Below are 20,728 nucleotides of genomic sequence, written 5' to 3' on the forward strand. Positions count from 1 at the left end.
TCGTGCCCTTCCGACCGTCATAAGAACCCGCTCCGAGCGGTTCCGCCACGTCAGCTTCGTCCGTCATGCCCGCTATCTCGGCAGGCAAGCCCGGGCATCTCAAGGCCACTGATGGCTGACGCTTACGGAGCGGACGCCGAGATCGCGATAGGTCGCTCGCTCGATGCGGCGCGAGGAGAAGATGCCGTTGGCGTAAGCGTAGACCAGCAGCGCCAGCATCAGGCGCGGGTGGTACTGCGCCTTACCGCCCGGGATCGGGCGAACGGCGAAGGCACCGAGCGGCACCCGATCCACCGCCGCCACCACAAAGTGCGCCACGTCATCCGCCGGCAGCCAGTCCTTCGCGTCAGGCGGCAGCAGGAAGGCCTGATCGCGGCTGAACGGTATGAACCCTGTCATGCCGAACAGATTTGCCAATCTCAGGCCCGTTGGGAATCCGACAGGCTGCTAGCCTGTTGTTTTCAGAGCATCTTCACGCGTTCGGATGGAAACACTCGAACGGGATCTGCTCTAGCCGTTGAGCTCCGCCGCCATGGCCCGGCCGACCGCGGCAAGGCTGGCATTGCGCCGCTCCATCGGGGCCTCGGTCCCGGTGAGGAAGGCGGCGAAGAGCACCGGCGGCCGCCCCGGCGGCCAGAAGATGCCGACATCGTTGGCGGTGCCCCGCTCGCCCGAGCCGGTCTTGTCGCCGAAGCGCCAGCCCGCCGGCAGGCCGGCCCGGATGCGGCTGTCCCCGGTGCGGCTGCCGAGCATCCAGCCGGTCAGCCGCCGGCGCCCGGCCCGCGAGAGCGCGTCGCGCAGCAGCAGCGCCCGCAGAGTCGCCAGCATCGCCATGGGCGAGGTGGTGTCGCGCGGATCGTCCGGCAGCGCCTCGTTGAGCTCCGGCTCGATCCGGTCGAGTCGCGTCACCTTATCGCCGAGGCCGCGGGCGAAGGCCGTCAGCCCCGCCGGGCCGCCGATCGCCTCCAGCAGCAGGTTGCCGGCGGTGTTGTCGCTGTAGCCGATGGCCGCGGCGCAGAGCGCCGCGAGCGTCATGCCCTCGCCGCCGGCCTGCGGCTCGGTCACCGGGGAATAGGGGGCCAGGGCCTCGCGGCCGAAGCGGATCAGCCGGTCCAGCCGCTCACGCCGGGCATCGACGCGGCTGAGCACGGCACCGGCCGCCAGCAGCTTGAAAGTGCTGCACATCGGGAAGCGCTCGGTCGCGCGATGCGACACGCCGCCGCCCGAGCTGGAATCGAGCATGGCGACGCCGAGCCGGCCGCCGCTCTCCCGCTCGATCCGCCGCATCGCCGCCGGCCAGGATTCGGGGCGCCGCGTCCTGGCCAGGACCGGCGAGGGGGCCAAGGCCAGGGAAAGGGGCAGCGCGGCCATCGCCAGCGCCGCGCCGGCCAGGGCGCGGCGGCCAGGCATCGGTCTTCCAGGGGGCATCCCCTTCGGCCCGGTCAGGACGCGGCCTCCGGCAGGGCCAGATGGGCGATGTCGCGGCGGCAGAAGCCCTCCGGCCAGTCGATCTCCGCCACCGCCGCATAGGCGGCATCCCGCGCCGCCCGCAGCGTCGCGCCGCTCGCCGCGATGCCGAGCACCCGGCCGCCATTCGCCACCACCGCGCCATCCGCCCGCCGCGCCGTGCCGGCATGGAAGACCTGCACCCCCGGCACCGCCGCGGCGCGCTCCAGGCCACGGATCTCCGTGCCCTTGGCATAGGCGCCGGGATAGCCCCGCGCCGCCATCACCACGACGAGGCTCGGCCGCGGGTCCCAGCGCAGGTCGAAATCCCGCAGCTCGCCGTCGCAGGCGGCGAGCTGCGCCGCCAGCAGGTCGCTGCGCAGCCGCAGCATCAGCGCCTGGCATTCCGGGTCGCCGAAGCGGACGTTGAACTCGATGAGCTTCGGCCCCGTCGCGGTCAGCATCAGCCCGGCGAAGAGCACGCCGCGGAAGGGCGTGCCGCGGCGCGCCATCTCGGCGAGGGTCGGGCGGACCACCTCGGCCATCACCCGGTCCTGCAGCGCCGCGGTGAAGACGGGCGGCGGCGAATAGGCGCCCATGCCGCCGGTGTTCGGCCCGGTATCGCCGTCGCCGACCCGCTTGTGGTCCTGCGCCGCGCCGAGGGGCAGCGCCGTCTCGCCGTCGCAGAGGGCGAAGAAGGAGACCTCCTGGCCGACCAGGCATTCCTCGATGACGACGCTCGCCCCGGCGGCGCCATGCACGCGGCCCTCCATGATGTCGGCGATGGCCGCCTCGGCCTCGGCCAGCGTCCCGGCCACCACCACGCCCTTGCCGGCGGCGAGGCCATCGGCCTTGACGACGATCGGGGCGCCCCGCTCGCGGAGGTAGCGGCGCGCCGCCGCCGGGTCCTCGAAGCGGGCCCAGGCGGCGGTCGGCACGCCCGCCGCATCGGCCACCGCCTTGGTGAAGCTCTTGCTGCCCTCGAGTTGCGCCGCCGCCGCCGAGGGGCCGAAGCAGCGCAGCCCGGCCGCGGCGCAGGCATCGGCGAGCCCCAGGGTGAGCGGCGCCTCCGGCCCGGCCACGACCAGGTCGACCGCCTGCGCCCGGGCGAAATCGACCAGGGCCGGCACCGCCTCGGCGCCGATCGGCACGCAGTCCGCGACCTCGGCGATGCCGGCGTTGCCCGGCGCGCACCAGAGCTTCGTCAGCAGCGGGGAGCCGGAGAGCGCCCAGCACAGCGCATGTTCCCGCCCGCCGCCGCCGACCACGAGGACCTTCATGCCGCCATGCCTCCTGCCGCCCGTCCGGCGGCCGTGCCGCCTGCGGAACCGGGTGGGGATCGCCGCCCCACGGGCTCCCCGCGGGCGGCCCCCTAGCATATCCTGCGGCGATGGACACGACCGCGCCCCGCGCCGGCGCCGCCAAGGCCGCGCCGAACATCCCGGAATTCGCCGTCTCGGAGATCGCCGGCGCCATCCGCCGCACCCTCGAGGACGCCTTCGGCCGGGTGCGCGTGCGCGGCGAGATCACCGAGCTCAAGCGCTATCCCTCCGGCCACATCTACCTCTCGCTGAAGGACGAGAACGCCAAGATCGAGTCGGTGATCTGGAAGACCTTCGTGCCGCGGCTGGCGATCAAGCCGGAGAACGGCGTCGAGGTCATCGCCACCGGCAAGATCGGCACCTATGCCGACCGCTCGAAATACCAGCTCGTCATCGACCGGCTCGAATATGCTGGCGAGGGCGCGCTGCTCGCCCGCATCGAGACGCTGCGGCTGCGCCTGCTCGGGGAAGGGCTCTTCGCACCGGAGCGCAAGCGGGCGCTGCCGGTGCTGCCGCGGGTGATCGGCGTCGTCACCTCCGAGCGCGGCGCTGTCATCCAGGACATCCGCACCACCATCGCCCGGCGCTTCCCGCGCCACCTCCTGCTCTGGCCGGTGCCGGTGCAGGGCCAGGGCGCGGCGGAGCAGATCGCCGCCGCCATCCGCGGCTTCGGCGCCATCCCGCCGGACGGGCCGGTGCCGCGCCCGGACGTGCTGATCGTCGCCCGCGGCGGCGGCAGCCTCGAGGACCTGATGGCCTTCAACGAGGAGATCGTCGTCCGCGCCGCCGCCGAGAGCCCGATCCCGCTGATCAGCGCGGTCGGGCACGAGACGGACACGACCTTGATCGACTTCGCCGCCGACCGCCGCGCCCCGACGCCGACGGCGGCCGCCGAGATGGCCATCCCGGCCCGCGCCGACCTGCTCGCCGACCTCGCCCAGACCGAGGCGCGGCTGCTGCAATCCGGCCGCGCCCTGCTCGACCGCGCCCGCCGCCGGCTGATGCTGGCTGAGCGCGGGTTGCCCGACCTGCCGAACCTGCTCGGCGCCCTGCGGCAGCGGCTGGAGGATCGCGGCGAGCGGCTGGCCGTCGCCCTGCCGGCGCTGGTCGAGCGCAAGCGCGGGGTGCTCGCCCGCATCGCGCCGCGCCTGCCGCATCCGCGCGAGGGCATCGCCGCCCGCCGCGCCGCGCTCGGCCTGCTCGGCCAGCGCGCCGAGGGTGCGATGCGGCGCCAGCTCGCCCGCGGCGCGGCGGCGCCGGCGCTCGCCCGCTTCTCGGCGACGCCGGTCGCGGCCCTGGCGCGGGAGAAGCGGGCCCGGCTGGAGGGGCTGGTGGCGCGGCTGGAGGGCGTCTCCTACCAGGCGGTGCTGGCGCGCGGCTTCGCCTTCGTCGCCGATGCCGAGGGCACACCGCTGGCCAGCGCCGCCGCGGTGCCGCCCGGGGAGCGGCTGGTGCTGACCTTCGCCGATGGCCAGGTGCGGGCGACCGCCGAGGGAGCGAAGGCAACGCGCCGCAAGCGCGAGGATGGCGAGCAGGATCAGGGAGCCTTGCTGTGAGGAAATGGGGCATGCGGATCGGCGCGGATAGCCAGCGGACCGGCCGGGGCCTCGCCGCCCCGCCCCTCGCCCGCCGCCGGCTGCTCGCCCTGCCGCTGCTGGCCGTCCTCCCCGCCGAGGGACTTACCCAGGGACTTACCCAGGGACTTACCCAGGGCGGCCTGGTCATTGGCCGCGTCGCCCCTGGCACGCGCCTCGCCCTGGATGGCCGGGCGCTGCGGGTCGGGCCCGGCGGCGAATACGCCTTCGGCCTCGGCCGCGACCATGGGCCGGAGGCGGTGCTGACGGTAACCCCACCCAGCGGCCGGCCGGAGGCGCAGCGCCTGGAGGTGGCGAAGCGCGACTGGCCGGTGCAGTCGATCACCGGTCTGCCGCCGAAGCAGGTCACGCCCGATGCCACGGCGCTGCGGCGCATCAAGCTGGAGCGCGAACGCCTCGCCACGGCGCGGGCGACGGACAGCGCGCTCACCGATTTCGCCGCCGGCTTCGTGCTGCCGACGCATGGCCGGGTCAGCGGCGTCTTCGGCAGCCAGCGCATCCTGAACGGCGAGCCGCGGCAGCCGCATTACGGCTTCGACATCGCGGCGCCGGCCGGCACGCCGATCGTCGCGGCCTGCGACGGCACGGTGACGCTCGCCGCCGAATTCTTCTTCTTCGGCCGGCTGATCGTGCTCGATCACGGGCATGGCGTGAACACGCTCTACGCCCATTGCTCGGCGATCGGGGTGCGGGAGGGGCAGCGCGTCGAGGCCGGGCAGCACATCGGCGCGGTCGGCGCGACCGGCCGGGTCACCGGGCCGCACCTGCATTTCGGCCTGTCCTGGTTCGCCACCTGGCTGGATGCGCAGCCGGTGCTGCCGTCGGTCACGGGCTAGATCCTTCCCCACAACACCGCTTCGCGGCGTTGTGGGGGCCCCGTGGAATCCCCACGAAGCCGCTGCGCGTCTTCGCGGGGGCCTCGTGATCGCCTCAGGCCTGAGTGGCGTCACAGCCTGCCGTGGCGAAGCCGCGGCAGGGCAACAGGTGGCGACGGGCGATGAAGGGCGTTTCCAGTGCCTGGGAGGGACATGATCATGCCGGAGGAATTCGCCCGCTATCCGAGCCTCGCCGGCCGCGGCGTGCTCGTCACCGGCGGGGCGAGCGGCATCGGCGCCAGCATCGTCGCGCATTTCGCGGCGCAGGGGGCGCGCACCGCCTTCCTCGATATCGACGAGGCGAATGGCCGGCAGGTGGCGGCGGAGACCGGCGCCTGCTTCCTGCCCTGCGACCTGCGCGACATCGCCGCGCTGCGGGCGGCGGTGGCCGAGGCCGCGCGGCAGGTCGGGCCGATCACCGTGCTGGTCAACAACGCCGCCCGCGATGACCGACATGGCTGGGAGACGGTGGAGCCCGACTACTGGGACGAGCGGCTGCAGACCAACCTGCGGCACGCCTTCTTCTGCAGCCAGGCGGTGGCGCCGATGATGCGCGAGGCGCGGCAGGGCTCCATCGTCTTCTTCGGCAGCGTCTCCTGGATGATGGGCCAGGGCGGCATGCCGGCCTACACCGCGGCCAAGGCCGCCTCGCACGGTCTGGCGCGCGGCTTGGCCCGCGATCTCGGCCCCTTCGGCATCCGCTGCAACATCCTGGTGCCGGGCTGGATCTTCACCGAGCGTCAGGAGCGGCTCTGGGCGACGCCCGAAGCGGTGGCGCGGCATCTCGAGCGGCAATGCCTGAAGGAGAAGCTGCGCGCGCCGGACATCGCCCGCATGGTGCTCTGGCTCGCCGCCGATGACAGCCGGATGGTCACGGGCCAGAGCTTCGTGGTGGATGGCGGCGCGACCTGACATCTCCCCACGCCGGCGCGGGCGCCGGCCTCAGCGCAGCGGCAGGGCGTAGAGCAGGCCGCCGCGGGTCCAGATCTCGTTCGGGCCGCGGACCAGGCCGACCGCCGTGTCCGGCCCCATGCTGCGGTCGTACATCTCGCCGTAATTCCCCATGGCCTTGATGACGTTGAAGGCCCAGGACCGGTCGAGGCGGATCGATTCGCCGAGCTCCGGCGTCACGCCGAGCAGGCGGCGGGTGTTCGGGTTGGTCGAGGTCTTCCGCATCTCCTCGACATTGGCCCGGGTGATGCCCTGCTCCTCCGCCTCGATCAGCGCATAGGTGTACCAGCGCACCACGTCGAGCCATTGCTGGTCGTCGCGGCGGATATAGGCGCCATAGGGCTCCTTGCTAAACCGCTCGGCCAGGATGATCCAGTCTTTCGGACTGGGCAGCGTCGCCCGCGCCCCGGCGAGCTGCGAGGCATCGGTGCCGAAGGCGTCGCAGCGCCCGGCCTGCAGCGCCGCCACCGCCTGGTCGGTCCGCTCGAAGACCAGCGGCTTGAAGGGCGTGTTGATGCTGCGGAAGTAGTCCGCCGTCACCTGCTCGTTGGTCGTGCCCTGGATCAGGCAGATGGTGGCGTCGCGCAGCTCGGCCGCCTTCTGCACGCCGGAGGCGCGGGGCACCATGAAGCCGTGGCCGTCATAGAAGTAGGTCACGGCATGGCGCAGGCCGAGCGTGGTGTCGCGCAGCATGGTCTGGGTGCTGGTGCGGAACAGCACGTCCAGCTCGCCAGTGCCGAGCGCGGTGAAGCGGGTGGAGGAGGAGACCGGCACCAGCCGCAGCTTCGCCGGGTCGTTGAAGATGGCGACGGCGAGGCCGCGGCAGAGATCGACGTCGAGCCCCTGCCAGACGCCCTTGCTGTCCGGCAGGGCGAAGCCGGCGATGCCGGTATGGATGCCGCAGATGAGCTGCCCGCGCGCCTTGATCGCCTCCAGCGTCTGCTGCGCGGAGGCGGCGCCGGCGGTGAACAGCGCGCAGGCGAGCGATGCCGCGGCGAGAAAACCACGTCCCAACATGAATTTCCGGATCCTCGTCGATGGTCGTGAGCACCGAGGATCCTTGCCCATCATCAGAGCTGTCAACGCCACCGCAGCCCGAAAAGCAGCCACCTGGCCACACCATGCACTGATATTGGGCAGAAACAGCCTATTCCGGAAGCGATCTCATGCCCAGTGCCGCGGCAGGCCGGATCGGATCAGGGCATGGCCAGGGCGAAGGCGCTGCGCAAGCCGGCATAGAGCGCCGAGGCATGGTCCAGCACGACGCCGGCGAGGACGCCGCCGAGCAGCACCGAGAACAGCGGCGCCCGCGCCGCGCGCAGCAGCCGGCACAGACCGCCGGTGGGAGATGGTGCCTCCGGCGGCCCCTCCGACGGCGCGGTGATCGCCGCGGCCTCGCCGGTCAGTTCCGGGGCCCAGGGCAGGAGACCCGCCGCGGGCAAGGTTGCCTCCGCCATCCGGGCGGCATCGCCTGGACCGGTCATTCGATGCGCGTCCCGGACAGCAGCGAAGGGTCGAGCGTCGCGGCGAATTCGGCCTCGTCCAGCATGTCGCGCGATAGCAGCGCCGCCTCGCCGGGGTCGCCGCAGCCGAAGAACTGCGTGATGGCGCCGAGCATCCGCGGCGCTTCCGGATGCGCCTGGGTGGCGGCGATCGCGGCGCCGGCCAGCAGCAGGATGGCGCCGGCGGCGGCGAGGGATGTCAGCAGGCGCATGGGGACGGCTCCAGCAGGCGGGCAAGGGCGGCATGCATGGCCTGGCGCTCCTGCTCGGTGGGCACGTAGAGACCGAAGAGCCGGGCCATGAAGATCCCATCGCCGGCCGCCATGATCGCATGGCCATGGCCCGGCGGCAGGCCATCCGCCGCCACGGCCTCGCGCATCCGCGCGACCACGGCGCGGATCGGGCCGAGCAGGGCGGGGTCGTGGTGGAAGGCGGCGAGGAAGACCGCGGCGGCGCGGTCGCAGCGTTCATGCACCCGCTCGGGCGTCAGCGCGAAGGCCCAGGCCATCATGGCCCGGGCGACGCGGCCCGGCCCGGCGGGCTGGCTGGCGACCGTCGCCTCGAAATCCTGCTGGATCCATTCCGCCACGCGGCCGAGCAGCCCGGTCAGCAAGGCCTCCTTGGAGGCGAAGTGATAGAGCAGCCCGCCCTTGGAGACGCCGGCGCCGCGCGCCGCCGCGTCGAGCGTCAGCCCGCTGACGCCGCGGGCGCGGACGATCGCCTCCGCGGCGTCGAGGATGCGGGTGCGGGAATCGGCGTTGGGGAGGCCATCGGGCATGGCGGGACACTATACCGGCCGGACGGTCTGTCAACCGTCCAGCCGGTACAGTCAGCAGGCCGCGGCTACCAGCGCGGGGCGTGGCGGTGCGGCGGCGGAGCGTAGCGGACGGGCGGCGGTGGCATCCGGTAGCGGTGATGCCAAGCGCGCTCATGCGCCCGGGCGGCCGCGATCCGGGCGCGATGCGCCTCGGCCGCCCGCCAGTCATGGCCCGGCCCGCCACTCCAGCCACCATGGGCGGAAGCGGCGCCGGCGAGCAGCGGCAGGGAAGCGAGGGCGGCGAGAAGGGCGGTACGGAACCGCATGCTGGTCTCCTCCAGGAGAGGTGGCGACAGCAGCGATCTTGGCCGGGCGGCAGGGCGGCGGAAGGGCGCGGATATGGCGGCCCGGGGCAATCCGGTGGCGAATTGCGGCAGGCGATGCCGCGACGCAAAGGCGTGCCGCGCCGCCCGGCGCACGGCAGGGCTCAGGAGCCGCGGCGCGGCCTGCCGGTATCCCAGACCATCTCCGGCTCGGCCTTCGCGGCGGCGGCGCTCGGCGTCCCCCCACCCGAGCGGTAGGCCGGCCGCAGCACATGCTGCCCATCGGGGCCGAGCAGCGTCGCCTCGCCCGGCAGGATGGACTGCACGAGATAGGCCTCGACCTGGTCGCCCGCCTGCACGACCAGCGGCTTGCCGCCGGCCCGCGTCTCGAAGATGGCGCTGGCACCGAAGCCGCCCACCAGCACGCCGGTCAGCCGCGGCAGGCCGGAGGCGGCGGGCGCCCCGGCCGCCACGGCATCGCCGGGCCGCCGATGCGGGTCGAAGAGCGGCCGCGCCAGGATCGTGGCGAGCCAGGCCTCGCTGCGGTCCTCGCCGGGTACGGCCTCGGCCGGCGGCGCCGGCAGCGCCAGCGGGGCAACGGGCGGCGGGGGCGGCGCCCGCTCCGCCAGGCCGAGCGCGAGCAGCGCCGTCAACGCGCCGGCGCCGGCCAGCCGCAGCGCCAGCGCCGCCAGGAAGGTCCGCGGCCGCATCACGGCTGGGTCCCCGGCCGCGGCGCCGGCTCGTCGCCGCCGCGGAAGGCGTAGAGGGTGAGGCTGGCATTCAGCAGCGCCTCCTCCGTGCCGGTGCGGAGCTGGGTCTGCCGCAGGTCGAGATCATCGACCGCCATGCGCGGCCGGGCCTGCCCGATCGCCTGCAACAGCTGCATCAGCACCGGCCAGGGCGCCGCGAGCGAGAGGCGCAGCCCGATCCGGCGATAGGCGCCGCTCGGCTGGGCGGGCAGCGTCTCGACGCTGAACAGGGTGGCGCCGGCCTCGCCGGCCATGCGCCGCACCGCCTGCTGCAGGCTGGCGCCGGCGACGGCATCCGTGCCGCCCTCGAGCAGCGCCGGCGCCGCCTCGCCGGAATCGGGCACCAGGGCGGCGCGCTCCTGCAACAGCGGCAGGCTGGCGGCCACGGCCTCCAGCCGGTGCTGCAGCGCGCGGCGCTGCCGCAGCGCATCCTCGGCCGCGGCATGGCGCGCGAGCAGCGGCGCAGCCCCGACCAGCCAGAGCATGAGCAGCGCCCCGCCGAGCAGGAGCACCGCCAGGGCGCTGCCGGCGCGGCCTTCCGGCAGGGCCAGGGTCATGGCGCCGTGCCGCATCTCAGGGCACCGCCTCGGCCTGGATGGCGAAGACATCCGGCCCGCCTTCGGCGGCGCGCGTCACCGGCGCCGCGAAGCTCGGGTTGCGGAAGGCGGGATTCACCGAGAGCGCGGCGATCAGCCGCGCCGCATCCGCCGATTGGCCACGCAGCGTCACCTGTCGCTCCTTCAGGGCGAGGTCGGTCAGGAAGGTGTCGTCCGGCAGCACCGCCGTCACCGCCGCGAGCAGCCCGAGGGCATCGCCGAAATCCGAATGCGCCAGGCGGGCGAGGTCGCCGCCGGCCGCCATCTCGTCCAGCCGCTGCCGCAGCGCATCGGCCGCCGCGGCCTGTGGCTGCAGGGCGGCGATCCGCGCCTCGACCTCGGCCGCCGCGCGGGACTGGCGGAGGAAGGGCGCGGCCAGGGCGGCGCAGGCGAGCGCGGCGCAGGCGAGCGTCGCCAGGCGCAGGGTGCGGCGCTGCCAGGGGGCGAGGCGGGCCCCGGCGAGGGCGATCCGGCGGCGCCCGCCCTCCGCCCCCTCGGCCTCGAGCAGGGCCGGCCGCGCGCCGGCCTCCCGCAGCCGCCCCAGAATGTCGGCGAGCAGGCCGCGCGGCACGAGCAGCAGGCGCAGCACCAGCCGCCCGCGCGCCGGATCGCGCCGGACCGTCTCCCAGGACCAGTGGACCTCCTCGGCGGCGAAGGGCGTGATGCGGTCGATCTCGAAGCGCAGCGCCGCCGCCGCGTCCCGCTCCGCCGAGAGCGGCAGGACCACCTCGCGCTCAAGCAGCAGCCCGGGCGGCAGGCGCAGCAGCAGCGGCGCGCGGCCGGCGCGGCGCACCGCCTCGCGCAGTGCCGGTCCCGCCGGCGCCGGCCCAAGGCTCCGCTCGATGCCGCGACGCCGCAGGGCAAGGCCGAGCGACCCCGTCCCGTCGAGGCTGGCGATCAGCCAGGGGCCGCTGGCCAGGCCGCCCGCCATCCCGGCCGGGACCAGCGCCCGGAGTTGCCGGCCCCACCAGGCGAGGAAGGGATCAAGCATGGCGACCTCGCCGGGATGCATGGCGGGGGCGATGCGGGCCTGGCCGGTCCCGGGAGGGGGTGCGAGCGGGCATGGGTCGGTGTCCGGTCCGCCGCCGCTACCAGCTCGTCACGTCGCGGTCCTCGCCGGCGCCGCCCGGCCGGTCGTCCGCGCCGAGGCTGAACAGGTCGTAGGCGCCGTGCTCGCCGGGCGCCCGGTAGCGCCAGACGCGACCCCAGGGATCCTGCAGCTGCTCGGCCTTGCGGATATAGGGGCCGTTCCAGCGGCTCTGCCCGGCCGGGGCCTGCACCAGGGCGGCCAGCCCGTCCTCGCGCGAGGGATAGCGGCCGGTATCGAGGCGGTAGAGGTCGATCGCCGTGGAGAGCGATTGCAGCTGCAGCCTGGCGCCGTCCTGCTTGGCGCCGCCGAGATAGCGCATCGCCTGCGGCGCGGCGACGGTGACGAGCACGCCGAGGATGACGAGCACCACCAGCAGCTCGATCAGGGTGAAGCCCGCGCTCGCGCCGGCGCGGCGGCCGACCGGGGCGTGCTCACGCCGCGATGAGGTCTCTGTGCGCCGGCGAATGATCATGGTGCTTCTGTCTCCAGCCGCCTGGGGAACATTTTGGTCCGGGCGTCGGCACGCAGATCCGTGAGGTTCTATTGTGGGAGAACCATCTCGTTTCTTGAGCCACACGTCTTGCTGGATACGTAACGAAAAACGCTTGGTGTTCCGCCTCACATCTCCTGAAGCGCAGAAATCCCCGCGGAAAGTTCAACCTGTTGCCGTGGGCTGCGGACGCTGCAACCCGTGCTGCCGCACGGCCTGGGCGGGACCGCCCATAGAGTGGCAACCAATTCGGCGCTCACTGGATGAGAAATATCGCCGTAATAGTCGTCATGGCTGCTAGCAGTGCCTGCCCGCCTTGTGTTTCAAAAAAGCATCATTTTGCCAGGCCCGCCGATGCCCTCCATCTCCCCTCGCAGCGCCCGCAGGCACCCGGCCGGAGCCGGGCCGCATCCCCGCCACCCGGTGCCGCCCGCGGCCGTTGAGGGGCGGGCGCGGTCCTGATGCGGCGCTGGCTTCTGCTCCTCCTCGTCGCCGGCTGCGCGCCCGCGCCCGGTCCTGCCATCGTCACCCAGAGGGACCGCCTGCCGCCCTCGCCCGCCGCGGCGCCGCGGCGCGACGGCGTCATCGGCACGCCTGAGGCGCCCGGCGCGCCGCAGCTCGCCTTCGGCGCGCCGGCAACGCCCGGCCAGCCTCCCCCACCGGCCGGGACGGAGACGGGCGACATCTCGCTCGACTTCGCCGATACCGATATCCGCGAGGTCACGGCGCAGATCCTCGGCGGCATCCTCCGCGTCAACTACACGATCGACCCGGCGGTGCGCGGCGCCGCCAGCTTCCGCACGGCGCGGCCCCTGACCCGCGCGCAACTCCTGCCGACGCTGCAGGCGCTGCTGGCGCAGAACGGCGCCACGCTGGTGCAGTCGGGCGCGCTCTACCGCGTCCTGCCGGCCGCCCAGGCCGCGGCGGCGAGCGGCGGCGAGGGGCTGGCCGGCAGCGTCGTCGTGCCGCTGCGCCACGCCTCGGCCGAGGAGCTGGCCAAGGTGCTGCAGCCCTATGCCGGCGACGGCAACCGGATCATCGCCGATCCCGGACGCAACGCGCTGCTGATCGGCGGCGACCCGCAGGCGCGCGACAGCCTGGTCGGCCTGGTCCGCAGCTTCGACATCGACATGCTCGCCGGCCAGTCCTACGCCCTGCTGCCGGTCGGCGCCGGCGAGGTGAAGGACCTCGCCACCGCGATGCAGGAGGCGCTGCGCGGCCCGGGCAGCGCGGCCGGCGGCGGGCTGGTGCGGGTGGTGCCGATGGCGCGCGCCAATGCCGTGCTCGTCGTCGCGCAGCAGCCGCGGCTGATCGAGGAGGCGCGCCGGATCTACGGCCTGGTCGACCGCGCCCGGCGGCAGCACACGCGCAGCTGGCGCGTCCACTACCTGCAGAACGGCACCGCCAGCGACGTCGCCTACCTGCTGCAGCAGGCCTTCACCCCGAACAGCGTGACGGCGCAGCCGACCCGGCTGCTGCGGGCGGGCGCCGGCAGCCTCGGCAATACCGGCGCCGGCTTCTCGCCGGCCAATGCGAATGCGGGCACGAATACCGGCCTCGGCTCCGCCGGCCGGGCGACGCAGGGCAGCCTCGGCGGCGCGGGCCTCTCCGGGGCGGGCAATCCCGGCGGCAACACGCTCGGCGGCGGCGGCATCGGCGGCCAGGCGGGCGGCGGCGGGCTCGGCGCCGGCGGCCTGACCCTGCCGCAGGGCCAGGCGGCGGCCGGCGCGGCCAGCAACCCGCTGCTCGGCCCGCTCGATTCCAGCGGCACGGAGACCGATCCTAACACGCTGCGCATCATCCCCGACACGCAGAACAACGCGCTGCTCTACTACGCGACGCCGCGCGAGGCCGACACGGTCGAGGCGATGCTGCGCAAGGTGGACATCCTGCCGCTGCAGGTGCGCATCGACGCCGTGATCGCCGAGGTCACGCTGAACGATTCGCTGCAATACGGCACGCAATTCTTCTTCCAGTCGGGCGGGCTGAACGGCGTGCTGAGCTCGGCGACGGCGGCCTTCAACCCGGCGCAGATCGCCTTCAACACCACCCTGCCCGGCTTCATCCTGAGCGGCAACAGGGCGACCGGCGTGCCCTTCGCCATCAGCGCGCTGCAGAACGTCACCACCGTCAACGTCCTCTCCTCGCCGCAGCTCATGGTGGTCGACAACCAGACCGCCCGCCTGCAGGTGGGCGACGTCGTGCCCTATCTCAGCCAGACCTCGCAGAGCACGCTCAGCGCCAATGCGCCGGTCATCAGCTCGATCAACTACCAGCAGACCGGCGTGATCATCGAGATCACGCCGCGGGTCAACAGCGGCGGGCTGGTGACGCTCGACATCGCGCAGAATGTCAGCGACGTCGCGCGCACCGTCACCACGCCGGGCATCAACTCGCCCACCTTCCAGGAGCGCAGCGTCGTCTCCCGCGTCGTGGTGCAGGACGGCCAGACGGTCGGCCTCGCAGGGCTGATCCGCGACAACGTCAACATCGCCAACCAGGGCATCCCCTGGCTGAAGGACGTGCCGGTGCTCGGCGCGCTCGCCGGGCAGCAGGACAACGGCCGGCAGCGGACCGAGCTGCTGATCATGGTCACCCCGCGGGTCATCCAGGACCAGCGCGGCGCGCGCGCCCTGACCGAGGATCTGCGGGAGCAGCTCATCAACGCCGCCGCGGTGCCGGACCGGCTCAACGCCCTGCCGCTCTCCGGCTCGCCCGATCCGGGAGAGAGGCTGCGGCAGCGGGTCCGGCAGCAGCTCGAGCGCTGACGGGAACCAGAATTCCGTTCCAAGGCTGATACTGATCTTCTATAAGTTATATTCCATTGCGGAACATCTCAGGGCAGCGCCGGCGGCGCTGCGGTCGAGGCGCCCAGGATGCCGGTCCCCTTCCTCGCCTGCATGGCCCTGACCGCCAGCTTCTACCACCTGCCGCCGCGCGTGCTGCCGGCGATCCAGGCGGTGGAGGGCGGCCGCGTCGGGCTGGCCCGGGGCAACCGCAACGGCACGGAAGATCTCGGCCTCATGCAGATCAACACGATCTGGATCGCGCCGATCACCCGCATCACCGGCCTGCCGGCCGCCGAGGTCAGGGCGCGCCTGCTGCACGATGCCTGCTTCAACATCGCCGCGGCGGGGATGGTGATGCGCAACTATCTCGACGAGACCGGCGGTGACCTGCTGCGCGCGGTCGGCAACTACCACTCGCACACGCCGACGCGCAATCTCGGCTACCAGGCCAAGGTGCTCGACGCGGCGCGGGTGATGTTTACCGTCCGGCCGGGGACGCGATGAGCGCCACCTTCCCCGCCGAGGCCGGGGCCGGCGATCCGCTGGCCGGCCTGCTGCTCGCCGCCGGGCATTGCGAGGCGCGGGCGCTGGACCGGGCGCGGCGCGTCGCCGAGGAGGCCGGGCAGCGGCTGGACACCACGCTGCTGCAGCTCGGCCTCGTCTCCGAGCGCGGCCTGGCCGAGGCCTATGCGGCGCTGCTCGGCCTGCCGCTCGCCGGGCCCGACCGCTACCCGGCCGCCGAGCCGGTCCTGCCGGAGCGCCTCTCGGCCCGCTTCCTCCGGCATGTCCGCGCCCTGCCGCTGGCCATCGAGGACGGGGTGCTGGTGCTGGCCCTCGCCGATCCGCTGGACCGCTTCACCCCGGCCTCGGTCGGGCTGGCCAGCGCCCATCCGGTGCGCGTCGAGGTCGCCGTCCCGATCGAGCTGGAGGCGGCGCTGAACCGCCTCTATCCGGAAGCGGCGGCGACGGAGGGCGCGCTCGCCGGCGAGGCGCCGCTGGAGGCGGATACCGAGCGGCTGAAGGACCTGGCGAGCGAGGCGCCGGTCATCCGCCTGGTCAACGCCATGCTCACCCGCGCCGTCGAGACCGGCGCCTCCGACATCCATATCGAGCCCTTCGAGGACCGGCTGCGCATCCGCACCCGGCATGACGGGATGCTGCAGGAGGCCGACAGCCCGCCGTCCGGCCTCGCCGCCGCCATCACCTCGCGCATCAAGATCATGGCGCGGCTCGACATTGGCGAGCGGCGCCTGCCGCAGGACGGCCGCATCAAGCTGGCGGTGCGCGGGCAGGAGGTGGATTTCCGCGTCTCCACCATCCCCTCCCTGCATGGCGAGATCGTGGTGCTGCGCATCCTCGACCGCGGCGCCGTCGCGCTCGACTTTCCCCGCCTCGGCCTCTCCCCCGATATCATCGCCCGCTTCCGCGCCGGGCTGGAGCTGCCGAACGGCATCGTCCTCGTCACCGGCCCGACCGGCAGCGGCAAGACGACCACGCTCTATACCGGCCTGACCGCGCTGAATGCCGTCAGCCGCAAGGTCGTCACCGTCGAGGACCCGATCGAGTACCAGCTTCCCGGCATCAACCAGATCCAGGTGCATGCGCAGATCGGCCTCGGCTTCGCCGCCCTGCTGCGCTCCATCCTGCGCCAGGACCCGGACGTGATCATGGTGGGCGAGATCCGCGACGGCGAGACGGCGCAGATCGCGGTGCAGGCGGCGCTGACCGGGCATCTCGTGCTCTCGACCCTGCACACCAACTCGGCCGCCGCGGCGGTGACGCGGCTGCGCGACATGGGGGTGGAGGACTACCTGCTCACCGCCGTGCTGCGCGGCGTGCTGGCGCAGCGCCTGGTGCGCCGCCTCTGCCAGGAGTGCAGCCGGCCGGTCGCGGCGCCGCCCGAGCTGGTGCGCCGCTTCGGGTTGGACCGCCGCTGCGAGGGCGCCGAGGTGGTGCTGCGCCAGCCCGTGGGCTGCCCCGCCTGCCGGCAGACCGGCTATCGCGGCCGCGCCGCCATCGCCGAATTCCTCGAGATGACGCCGGACATCGAGCGCCTGGTCTTCGCCCGGCAGGACCAGGCGGCGATCGAGCGGGCCGCCGCCGCGGGCGGGATGCAGAGCCTGCTGGAGGCCGGCATCGCCGCGGCGCTCGCCGGCGTGACGACCATCGAGGACGTGGTGCGCAGCGTACGGGCGGATGGCTGAGCCGTGCCGCGCTTCCGCTACCTTGCGATCGGGCCCGGTGGCGAGCGCCGCAGCGGGCTGATGGAGGCGGCGACGGCGGCCGAGGTCGCGCATCGCCTGCAGGGCGAGGGCTGCGCGCCGCTGCGGGCGGAGCCGGAGGGCACGGGCGGGATCGCGGCGCTGCTTCGCCTCGAGCTGCGCGGCCGGCGCGGGCTGCGGCGGACGGAGGTGGCCGACCTCATCCTCGAGCTCTCGACCATGCTCGGCGCCGGGCAGGATCTCGACCGCGCCCTGCGCCACGCGCAGGAGGAGGCGCCGAACGAGCGCGTCCGCCGCGTGGTCGGCGCGCTGCGCGAGGCGGTGCGGGACGGCAGCCCGCTCTCGGCCGCCCTCGCCCGGCAGCCGGAGAGCTTCGCGCCGCTGCATGTCGGCCTGGTGCGCGCCGGCGAGGCGGGCGGACAGCTCGCCCCCAGCCTCGCCCGGCTGGCCGAGCTGCTGGAGCGGCAGCGCAGCCTGGCGGCGACCGTCAGCTCCTCCCTGGTCTATCCGGCGCTGCTGCTGGCGGCCGCGACCCTCTCGGTCGGGCTGCTGCTGACCCAGGTGCTGCCGCAATTCGTCCCGCTCTTCGAGCAGAGCGGCGCCGCCCTGCCCGCCTCCACGCAATTCCTGATCGATGCCAGCGACGCCGCCTCCCGCCACGGCGCGACGGCGTTGCTCGCGCTCGGCGCCACGACGCTCGGCCTGCGCGCCCTGCTGCGGCGACCGGCGCCGCGGCGCCTCGCCGATGGCCTGCTGCTGCGCCTGCCGGTGCTCGGGCCGCTGCTGCGGGAGGTGCTGGCGGCGCGCTTCACCCGCGTGCTCGGCACGCTGCTGGTCAACGGCGTGGCGCTCATCCCGGCGCTCGGCGTGGTGCGCGACACGCTCGGCAACCGCGCCGCGGTCGAGGCGGTGGACCGGGCGGCCGCCAGCGCCCGCGGCGGCGGCGGCCTGACCGCGACGCTGGCCGAGGCCGGCATCTTCCCCTCGCGCGGCATCCAGCTGCTGCGGCTGGGCGAGGAGAATGCCCAGCTCGGCCCGATCGCCCTGCGCGCGGCCGAAATCCATGAGGAACGCACGCGGCTGGCCTTGCAGCGCCTGCTCGCCCTGCTGGTCCCCGGCATCACGGTGCTGATGGGCGCGCTGGTCGCCGGGATCGTCGTCTCGATGATGACCGCGATGCTCGGGCTGAACGACCTTGCCCGCTGACCGGCGCCGCTCAGGGCGGCCCGGCGAGGCTCACCCGGCCGGTGAGCGCATCGACCCGCAGCAGCCGCCGGCGCTCGCCCGCCTGCACGAGCACCGTGCCGCCGGCGGCGGCGCCGGTGCCGGCGAAGGCGAGCCGCGACCGGTCCGCGGCGAGGCCGGCCGGCAGGCGGCGCGGCGGCGCCCCGTCCAGGCTGTAGGATTCGGCGCCCAGCGTCACCGCGACGACACGGTTCTCCGCGATGGCGCGTGACCGGGCGAGTTGCAGCGCGCCCGCCAGCTCGCGCGCCGCCGCCTCGGCATCGAGGCGCGGGCTGCGCGCCGGGCCGAGCATCCCGACCACGGCCAGGCCGAGGCCGAGGATGGTCAGGCCGATGAGCATCTCGAGCAGCGTGAAGCCACCCATCCGCTGCCGTGCCGCCGGGGCTGCCATGCGCGGCCTAGCGCGACGGGTCCAGCACGAAGCCGTTGCGCAGCGCCCGCACCGTGAAGCTGCGCGGCTCGCAGCGGCCGAGCGGCGCATCGCCGAAGCGCGCCGTGTCGTAGAGCAGGATATCGGCGCAGACCGTGCAGCGCACCAGGCGCGGGTCCGGCAGCGGCGTCTCCAGGATCAGCCGTGGGTCGAGGCGCGTGTAATAGGGGTTGCCGCCGAGTTCGGCGGTCATCCGCTCGATCACGCCCGGCAGCTTGCAGATCGGCGTCGGCGCGCCGGCCCGTGCCGGGCCGCCCATTGGCATCGCCGCCGCCAGCATCGCCAGGAGCAAGGACGCCATGCGCGCCCCCACCCCGCGCCGCATCGGGGCCGCCGCCGGGACCCGGACCATCCGCATGCCCGCCTCTCCTTCCGCCGGGACGTCCGGCGCCGGGGCGGGAGGATAGCGCATTCATTGCGCCATCGGCAGGGAAACGCGATCAACAAGCCCTGTGCCGACAGCGCCGGGCCTGGCGGCCTGGCATCGCCGCGGCCATCCCGCCGGGGCGCCGGGCGGCGGGCGGCGATGCGAGGCTTCACGCTGCTCGAGGTGCTGATCGCCTTCGTCATCGCCGCCATCGCCCTCGGCGCCTTCGCCCAGGCCGGCACGACGAGCCTGCAAAGCTTGCAGGCCACCGCCCGGACCGAGGAGGCGCTCTCCCGAGCCCGCTCGCGCCTCGCCCTCGCCCTGCACGGCGCGCCGCTGCAGCCCGGCACGCAGGAGGGCGATGACGGCGGCGGCTTCCGCTGGCGGGTGCAGGTCCAGCCCGTCGCCAGCCTGCCGCCGCGCTCGCTCGGCGGGCGCGGGGCGCGGCGGCAGCTGCAGGTGCAGACGGTGCTCTATGCCGTCAGCGTCGAGCTCGCCTGGACCGACGGCGCGGCGGGCACGGGCGCGCGCCGGACGATGCGGCTGGAGACGCGGCAGGTCGCGTCCATGCTGCCGTGACCGCATCCCGCGCGGGCCGGGCGGCGGCGGGCGGCTTCACCCTGGTCGAGATCCTGGTGGCGCTGCTGGTCCTCGGCCTGCTCGTCGCCGGGCTCGGCCGCGGCCTTCGCTTCGGTCTGCAGGCCTGGGACCGGGCGACGGCGATCGCGGGAGAGGGTGATGCGCTCGATGCCCTCGACCGGGCGCTGCGCGGGCTCGTCGCCCAGGCGCATCCGGGCACGCCGGGGCAGCCGGCGCCCTTCCGCCTGCTGCCCGGCGGGCTCGGCTTCGTGACCCGCCTGCCGGACCAGCCGGAGCAGCCGGGGCAGCCGGTCGAGGCGCTGCTGCTCCTCGATGCGCGGCAGCGCCTGGTGCTGCGCACGCGCCCCTGGCGGCATGCCATCGCCCGGAACCCCGCGCCCTTCGCCGAGACCGAGCTCCTGCGCGGCGTGGCGGGGTTCGAGCTGGCCTTCTGGGAGGCCGGGCAGGGCTGGTCGGGACGCTGGGAGGCGCCGAACCTGCCGGCGCTGCTGCGCCTGCGGCTGCGCCTCGCCGCCGGCCACTGGCCGGACATCGTCGTGGCGCCGGGACTCGACCGGCCGTGAGCCGCGGCGCGCGCCAGGACGGCTTCGCCCTGCTGATCGTGCTCTGGGCGCTCGGCCTGCTCGCCCTGCTCGGGACGATGCTGGCGGCGACCGCGCGGCAGCAGAGCCAGCGCCTCGCCAACCTGCTCGACGGCGCCACCGTCGAAGCGGCGGCGGAGGCGGCGCTGCATCACGGCATCTTCGCCCTGCTCGACGTCTCGGACGGGCGCTGGCGGCCGGACGGGACGATGCATCGGCTTCGCCTCGGCGAGGTGGCGGCGGAGGTGCGGATCCGGGACGAGACGGGCAAGGTGAACCCGAATCTGGCGCCGCCCGAGCTGCTGCGGGGACTGCTGCGGCAGGTCGGGCTGGATGCCGGGCGGGCCGAGGCGCTGGCCGGGGCGATCCTCGACTGGCGCAGCGTGACGCACGGGCCGACCCCGCCGGAGGCGAAGGCCGCGCGCTACGCCGCCGCCGGGCGCGACTACGCGCCGCCCGGCCTGCCCTTCGAGAGCATCGACGAGCTCGGCGCGGTGCTCGGCATGACCCCGGCGCTGCTGGCGCGGCTGCGGCCGCATCTCTCGCTCTTCACCACCACCGATCCGGATGTGACGACCGACGACCCGGTGGTGCTGGCCGCGCTCGGCGCGCCGAAGCGCCTGCCGCCGAGGGTCACCGCGCTCGACACGCCGCGCGTGGCGGCGATCGAGGTGCGGCTGCGCGGCCCCGGGCGCACCGGCTTCGCCGAGCGGGCGGTGGTGCGGACCAACTATCTCGGCGAGGTTCGCCGCTTCGAGATCCTCGCGCGCGAGCGCCTGCCGCCGGGCTGAGGCCAAC

The 20,728-nt window shown here is 74.3% G+C and carries 23 protein-coding genes and 1 pseudogene; 10 read left to right on the forward strand and 14 right to left on the reverse strand.

Translation table 11 applies throughout. The features are described 5' to 3' along the window. Nucleotides 1-114: 114 nt before the first annotated feature. The 3 genes and pseudogenes from HJG45_RS25250 to purD all read right to left on the reverse strand — a co-directional run. A pseudogene (locus HJG45_RS25250) lies at nt 115-399 on the reverse strand (transposase); the annotation flags it as partial. 111 nt (nt 400-510) lie between these two features. Next, nucleotides 511-1,410, reverse strand: coding sequence for a class A beta-lactamase (gene bla, locus HJG45_RS25255; RefSeq protein WP_171616287.1), 900 nt, complete (start codon nt 1,408-1,410; stop codon nt 511-513). A 32-nt stretch (nt 1,411-1,442) separates the two neighbouring features. Continuing rightward, on the reverse strand, nt 1,443-2,726 hold the full coding sequence (gene purD, locus HJG45_RS25260) for a phosphoribosylamine--glycine ligase (protein WP_171616289.1): 1,284 nt from the start codon (nt 2,724-2,726) through the stop codon (nt 1,443-1,445). Nucleotides 2,727-2,836: 110 nt separating this feature from the next. On the opposite strand from purD, the gene xseA reads away from it, so the two are divergent. The 3 genes from xseA to HJG45_RS25275 all read left to right on the forward strand — a co-directional run bounded on the left by xseA (nt 2,837) and on the right by HJG45_RS25275 (nt 6,150). Beyond that, on the forward strand, nt 2,837-4,324 hold the full coding sequence (gene xseA, locus HJG45_RS25265; protein ID WP_171616291.1) for an exodeoxyribonuclease VII large subunit: 1,488 nt from the start codon (nt 2,837-2,839) through the stop codon (nt 4,322-4,324). 11 nt (nt 4,325-4,335) lie between these two features. Next, nucleotides 4,336-5,199, forward strand: a complete 864-nt coding sequence (locus HJG45_RS25270) for a M23 family metallopeptidase (protein ID WP_171616293.1) — start codon at nt 4,336-4,338, stop codon at nt 5,197-5,199. Nucleotides 5,200-5,397: 198 nt separating this feature from the next. Beyond that, the gene (locus HJG45_RS25275; RefSeq protein WP_171616295.1) at nt 5,398-6,150 is read left to right on the forward strand and encodes an SDR family NAD(P)-dependent oxidoreductase; all 753 of its coding nucleotides are present in this window, start codon (nt 5,398-5,400) and stop codon (nt 6,148-6,150) included. Nucleotides 6,151-6,180: 30 nt separating this feature from the next. Here the strand turns inward: HJG45_RS25275 and HJG45_RS25280 are convergent, their stop codons facing one another. The 9 genes from HJG45_RS25280 to gspG form a co-directional block, all read right to left on the reverse strand. Then, entirely contained in the window at nt 6,181-7,206 is a 1,026-nt protein-coding gene (locus HJG45_RS25280; protein ID WP_171616297.1) for an amino acid ABC transporter substrate-binding protein, read from the reverse strand. A 179-nt stretch (nt 7,207-7,385) separates the two neighbouring features. Next, the gene (locus HJG45_RS25285; RefSeq protein WP_171616299.1) at nt 7,386-7,631 is read right to left on the reverse strand and encodes a hypothetical protein; all 246 of its coding nucleotides are present in this window, start codon (nt 7,629-7,631) and stop codon (nt 7,386-7,388) included. Nucleotides 7,632-7,669: 38 nt separating this feature from the next. Then, on the reverse strand, nt 7,670-7,903 hold the full coding sequence (locus HJG45_RS25290) for a hypothetical protein (protein WP_171616301.1): 234 nt from the start codon (nt 7,901-7,903) through the stop codon (nt 7,670-7,672). Further along, on the reverse strand, nt 7,891-8,469 hold the full coding sequence (locus HJG45_RS25295; RefSeq protein WP_171616303.1) for a TetR/AcrR family transcriptional regulator: 579 nt from the start codon (nt 8,467-8,469) through the stop codon (nt 7,891-7,893). The genes HJG45_RS25290 and HJG45_RS25295 overlap by 13 nt, the downstream gene beginning before the upstream one ends. Before the next feature lie 65 nt (nt 8,470-8,534). Then, on the reverse strand, nt 8,535-8,774 hold the full coding sequence (locus HJG45_RS25300) for a hypothetical protein (protein WP_171616305.1): 240 nt from the start codon (nt 8,772-8,774) through the stop codon (nt 8,535-8,537). Between the two features lie 161 nt (nt 8,775-8,935). Next, on the reverse strand, nt 8,936-9,481 hold the full coding sequence (locus HJG45_RS25305; RefSeq protein WP_171616307.1) for a hypothetical protein: 546 nt from the start codon (nt 9,479-9,481) through the stop codon (nt 8,936-8,938). Then, a complete protein-coding gene (gspM, locus tag HJG45_RS25310) occupies nt 9,481-10,092 on the reverse strand; it encodes a type II secretion system protein GspM (protein ID WP_171616309.1) in 612 nt (203 codons plus the stop codon). The genes HJG45_RS25305 and gspM overlap by 1 nt, the downstream gene beginning before the upstream one ends. Before the next feature lies 1 nt (nt 10,093). Continuing rightward, complete coding sequence (locus HJG45_RS25315; RefSeq protein ID WP_171616311.1) at nt 10,094-11,107, reverse strand: PilN domain-containing protein; 1,014 nt, start codon at nt 11,105-11,107, stop codon at nt 10,094-10,096. A 97-nt stretch (nt 11,108-11,204) separates the two neighbouring features. Then, a complete protein-coding gene (gene gspG, locus HJG45_RS25320) occupies nt 11,205-11,678 on the reverse strand; it encodes a type II secretion system major pseudopilin GspG (protein WP_171616313.1) in 474 nt (157 codons plus the stop codon). Nucleotides 11,679-12,157: 479 nt separating this feature from the next. Between gspG and gspD the strand changes: the two genes are divergently transcribed. The 4 genes from gspD to HJG45_RS25340 all read left to right on the forward strand — a co-directional run bounded on the left by gspD (nt 12,158) and on the right by HJG45_RS25340 (nt 17,913). Further along, nucleotides 12,158-14,464 (forward strand): type II secretion system secretin GspD, encoded by a 2,307-nt coding sequence (gene gspD, locus HJG45_RS25325; RefSeq protein ID WP_171616315.1) that lies wholly within the window; start codon nt 12,158-12,160, stop codon nt 14,462-14,464. A 108-nt stretch (nt 14,465-14,572) separates the two neighbouring features. Continuing rightward, nucleotides 14,573-14,989: a lytic transglycosylase domain-containing protein gene (locus HJG45_RS25330; protein WP_171616317.1), complete on the forward strand. Its 417-nt coding sequence runs from the start codon at nt 14,573-14,575 to the stop codon at nt 14,987-14,989. Continuing rightward, nucleotides 14,986-16,689, forward strand: a complete 1,704-nt coding sequence (locus HJG45_RS25335; RefSeq protein ID WP_171616319.1) for a GspE/PulE family protein — start codon at nt 14,986-14,988, stop codon at nt 16,687-16,689. Before HJG45_RS25330 ends, HJG45_RS25335 begins: the two co-directional genes overlap by 4 nt. A gap of 3 nt (nt 16,690-16,692) precedes the next feature. Continuing rightward, nucleotides 16,693-17,913, forward strand: a complete 1,221-nt coding sequence (locus HJG45_RS25340) for a type II secretion system F family protein (RefSeq protein WP_171616321.1) — start codon at nt 16,693-16,695, stop codon at nt 17,911-17,913. Nucleotides 17,914-17,923: 10 nt separating this feature from the next. Here HJG45_RS25340 and HJG45_RS25345 read toward each other — a convergent pair whose 3' ends face one another. Beyond that, entirely contained in the window at nt 17,924-18,343 is a 420-nt protein-coding gene (locus HJG45_RS25345) for a Tfp pilus assembly protein FimT/FimU (RefSeq protein WP_171616323.1), read from the reverse strand. Between the two features lie 7 nt (nt 18,344-18,350). Next, entirely contained in the window at nt 18,351-18,683 is a 333-nt protein-coding gene (locus tag HJG45_RS25350) for a hypothetical protein (RefSeq protein ID WP_171616325.1), read from the reverse strand. Between the two features lie 225 nt (nt 18,684-18,908). Between HJG45_RS25350 and HJG45_RS25355 the strand changes: the two genes are divergently transcribed. Genes HJG45_RS25355 through HJG45_RS25365 form a run of 3 tightly spaced genes read left to right on the forward strand, consistent with a single transcriptional unit; the run spans nt 18,909 to nt 20,721 of the window. After that, nucleotides 18,909-19,328, forward strand: coding sequence for a prepilin-type N-terminal cleavage/methylation domain-containing protein (locus tag HJG45_RS25355; protein WP_171616327.1), 420 nt, complete (start codon nt 18,909-18,911; stop codon nt 19,326-19,328). Then, nucleotides 19,325-19,912: a prepilin-type N-terminal cleavage/methylation domain-containing protein gene (locus HJG45_RS25360; protein WP_171616329.1), complete on the forward strand. Its 588-nt coding sequence runs from the start codon at nt 19,325-19,327 to the stop codon at nt 19,910-19,912. The genes HJG45_RS25355 and HJG45_RS25360 overlap by 4 nt, the downstream gene beginning before the upstream one ends. Then, a complete protein-coding gene (locus tag HJG45_RS25365) occupies nt 19,909-20,721 on the forward strand; it encodes a type II secretion system protein GspK (RefSeq protein ID WP_171616331.1) in 813 nt (270 codons plus the stop codon). Before HJG45_RS25360 ends, HJG45_RS25365 begins: the two co-directional genes overlap by 4 nt. The last annotated feature ends 7 nt before the right edge of the window (nt 20,722-20,728 follow it).

This window comes from Roseicella sp. DB1501, assembly GCF_013112485.1.
GTDB lineage: Bacteria > Pseudomonadota > Alphaproteobacteria > Acetobacterales > Acetobacteraceae > Paracraurococcus.

Bases quoted from the DNA above. Each gene is read 5' to 3' on its own strand.
- HJG45_RS25315 (WP_171616311.1), bottom strand. From the start codon at position 11,107: ATGCTTGATCCCTTCCTCGCCTGGTGGGGCCGGCAACTCCGGGCGCTG.
- HJG45_RS25355 (WP_171616327.1), top strand. From the start codon at position 18,909: ATGCGAGGCTTCACGCTGCTCGAGGTGCTGATCGCCTTCGTCATCGCC.
- HJG45_RS25290 (WP_171616301.1), bottom strand. From the start codon at position 7,903: ATGCGCCTGCTGACATCCCTCGCCGCCGCCGGCGCCATCCTGCTGCTG.
- HJG45_RS25335 (WP_171616319.1), top strand. From the start codon at position 14,986: ATGAGCGCCACCTTCCCCGCCGAGGCCGGGGCCGGCGATCCGCTGGCC.
- HJG45_RS25275 (WP_171616295.1), top strand. From the start codon at position 5,398: ATGCCGGAGGAATTCGCCCGCTATCCGAGCCTCGCCGGCCGCGGCGTG.
- HJG45_RS25305 (WP_171616307.1), bottom strand. From the start codon at position 9,481: ATGCGGCCGCGGACCTTCCTGGCGGCGCTGGCGCTGCGGCTGGCCGGC.
- HJG45_RS25350 (WP_171616325.1), bottom strand. From the start codon at position 18,683: ATGGCGTCCTTGCTCCTGGCGATGCTGGCGGCGGCGATGCCAATGGGC.
- bla (WP_171616287.1), bottom strand. From the start codon at position 1,410: ATGCCTGGCCGCCGCGCCCTGGCCGGCGCGGCGCTGGCGATGGCCGCG.
- HJG45_RS25280 (WP_171616297.1), bottom strand. From the start codon at position 7,206: ATGTTGGGACGTGGTTTTCTCGCCGCGGCATCGCTCGCCTGCGCGCTG.
- purD (WP_171616289.1), bottom strand. From the start codon at position 2,726: ATGAAGGTCCTCGTGGTCGGCGGCGGCGGGCGGGAACATGCGCTGTGC.
- HJG45_RS25345 (WP_171616323.1), bottom strand. From the start codon at position 18,343: ATGGCAGCCCCGGCGGCACGGCAGCGGATGGGTGGCTTCACGCTGCTC.
- HJG45_RS25330 (WP_171616317.1), top strand. From the start codon at position 14,573: ATGCCGGTCCCCTTCCTCGCCTGCATGGCCCTGACCGCCAGCTTCTAC.
- HJG45_RS25300 (WP_171616305.1), bottom strand. From the start codon at position 8,774: ATGCGGTTCCGTACCGCCCTTCTCGCCGCCCTCGCTTCCCTGCCGCTG.
- HJG45_RS25295 (WP_171616303.1), bottom strand. From the start codon at position 8,469: ATGCCCGATGGCCTCCCCAACGCCGATTCCCGCACCCGCATCCTCGAC.
- HJG45_RS25270 (WP_171616293.1), top strand. From the start codon at position 4,336: ATGCGGATCGGCGCGGATAGCCAGCGGACCGGCCGGGGCCTCGCCGCC.
- xseA (WP_171616291.1), top strand. From the start codon at position 2,837: ATGGACACGACCGCGCCCCGCGCCGGCGCCGCCAAGGCCGCGCCGAAC.
- gspD (WP_171616315.1), top strand. From the start codon at position 12,158: ATGCGGCGCTGGCTTCTGCTCCTCCTCGTCGCCGGCTGCGCGCCCGCG.
- gspM (WP_171616309.1), bottom strand. From the start codon at position 10,092: ATGCGGCACGGCGCCATGACCCTGGCCCTGCCGGAAGGCCGCGCCGGC.
- gspG (WP_171616313.1), bottom strand. From the start codon at position 11,678: ATGATCATTCGCCGGCGCACAGAGACCTCATCGCGGCGTGAGCACGCC.